The following is a 1,964-nucleotide window of genomic DNA, read 5'->3' as shown; positions in this document are numbered from 1 at the left end:
TCCCGAACGGGAGAGGTGGGGCGCCAAACCCGTGGAAAATGGCCGCGCTCGGGATCCCTCGGGCCAGGCTTGCGCATTGAAGGGACCTCGGCGGCGCCGTCGGCCCGCCCCCGCCAGCGCCCGGATACATGAACGCCACCACGCACCTCTCGCTCATCAACGTCTTCATCGGCGACATCCAGGGCGGGCTCGGGCCGTTCCTCGGCACCTGGCTCGCGGAGACGGGATCGTGGAGCCCGGCGCGGGTCGGCTTCGTCACCACCCTCGTCGGCATCGGCACCCTGTTCCTCAGCGGGCCGTTCGGCGCCCTCGTCGACCGGCTCGGGCGCCCGCGCCTGCTGATCGGGGCGGCCTGCGCGGCGATCCTGGCCGGGACGCTGCTGCTCCTGCCGGCCAAGGCTTTCGGAACGGTGCTCGCCGCCCAGCTCCTGGCGGCGGCCGGCGGCACGCTGCTCCTGCCCGCGGTGATGGCCCTCACCCTCGGCATCGTCGGCAAGGACCGCTTCCCGAAGCAGCAGGGTCGCAACCAGGCCTTCAACCACGTCGGCATCCTGATCGCGGCCGGGCTGATCAGCGTCGGCACCCCCTGGCTCGGGCCGGCCGTGGCGTTCTGGGTGCTCGGCGCCATGGCGGTGCTCGCCATCGTGGCCACCGCGACGACGCCCGGCCACTGCTACAACGAGCGCCGGGCGGTGGGCTGGAAGGAGGACGACCCCGAGGACAAGCCGGAGCGGGCCGGCATCCGCAGCGTGCTCGGCAGCCGCAAGCTGATGGTGCTGGCGGTGGCGCTCGCCCTGTTCAACCTCGGCAACGGCGGCATGCTGACCCTGCTCGGCCAGAAGCTCGTGGCCACCGCCGCCGACGCCACGAGCTGGACCGCCCGCTACGTGATGGTGGCGCAGCTCGTGATGATCCCGGTGGCCCTGTTCGCCGGCTCGCTGGCCGACCGGCGCGGGCGCCGCAAGCTCCTGCTCGTCGCCTTCGCGGTGCTGCCCGTGCGCGCCGCACTCTCCGGCTTCATCGACGATCCCTACTGGCTGATCACCGCCGAGATCCTCGACGGCGTCGCCTCCGGCATCGTCGGCGTGGCGGTGCCGATCGTGGTGGCGGACCTGACCTGGGGCTCGGGCCGAACCCAGACGGCGCTCGGCACCGTCAACGCCGTGCAGGGCATCGGCGGGGCGCTCTCGGCCTGGTACGGCGGCCTCGCCCAATCCGTCCTCGGCTGGACCGGCTCCTTTCTGGCGCTCGGCGCCCCGGCGCTCGTGGCCCTGGCCCTGGTGATCTGGCTCGACGCCACCACCGAGCCGGGCCGCCGCTCCCGCCGCCGCGAGGCCCGCGCCGCCCTCCAGGCGGCCTGAGCGGAACCGCGTCGGCCTCGGCCGGTTGCCCGAGCGGTTCGAGGCTTCCGGAGGAGCGATGCGGCAGGACGCGACCGGACGCACCGTCACGGCCCACGAGCCGCGCGAGACGCCCTGGCTCAGCGTGGTCCTGGGGTACGGGCCGATGCTGCCCTTCCTGGCGGGCGCGGCCGCCGCCTGGACGTTCAGTGGCGACCTCGCGCGCGGGGCCGCGACCCTCACGGTGCTCTGGGCCTGCGCCATCCTGCTGTTCCTGTCCGGCGTGCGCCGCGGCGTCTCCTTCCGCACCGAGGGCGGCCCGACCGCCCTGCAGATCGGCACCATGATGGTCCTGTTCTGCCTCGGCTTCGCGGCGCTGGTGGCGGCGTATCTGGGGCGGGAGACCGGGGCGCTCGGCCTCCTCATCGTCGGCTTCGCGACGATCGCGGTGCTCGACCCGATCGCGGCGCGCCGGGGCGAGGCGCCGCTGTTCTTCGCCCGCCTGCGCCCGCTCCAGATCCCCCTGGCGCTGGCCGCCCTCCTGGCGCTGCTGACGCTGCGGCTCTCCGCCGGTTAGGGACCGGCTTTCCGTCCGGGCAAGGGTCGGTTTCATCCGGAAGCCTC

General features: G+C 74.0%; 2 protein-coding genes. Both read left to right on the top strand.

Translation table 11 applies throughout. The annotated features are described in order from the left end of the window. The first annotated feature begins 128 nt into the window (after window positions 1-128). Window positions 129-1,361 carry an MFS transporter gene (locus MOX02_RS04540; protein ID WP_147024620.1) on the top strand — a complete coding sequence of 411 codons (1,233 nt, stop codon included), beginning with the start codon at window positions 129-131 and terminating at the stop codon, window positions 1,359-1,361. 58 nt (window positions 1,362-1,419) lie between these two features. Further along, complete coding sequence (locus tag MOX02_RS04535) at window positions 1,420-1,917, top strand: DUF3429 domain-containing protein (RefSeq protein ID WP_147024618.1); 498 nt, start codon at window positions 1,420-1,422, stop codon at window positions 1,915-1,917. The last annotated feature ends 47 nt before the right edge of the window (window positions 1,918-1,964 follow it).

The organism is Methylobacterium oxalidis (assembly GCF_007992195.1).
Lineage (GTDB): Bacteria > Pseudomonadota > Alphaproteobacteria > Rhizobiales > Beijerinckiaceae > Methylobacterium > Methylobacterium oxalidis.
Note: the sequence above shows the minus strand (reverse complement) of the source record. Positions and strands in the feature narration are given on the sequence as shown.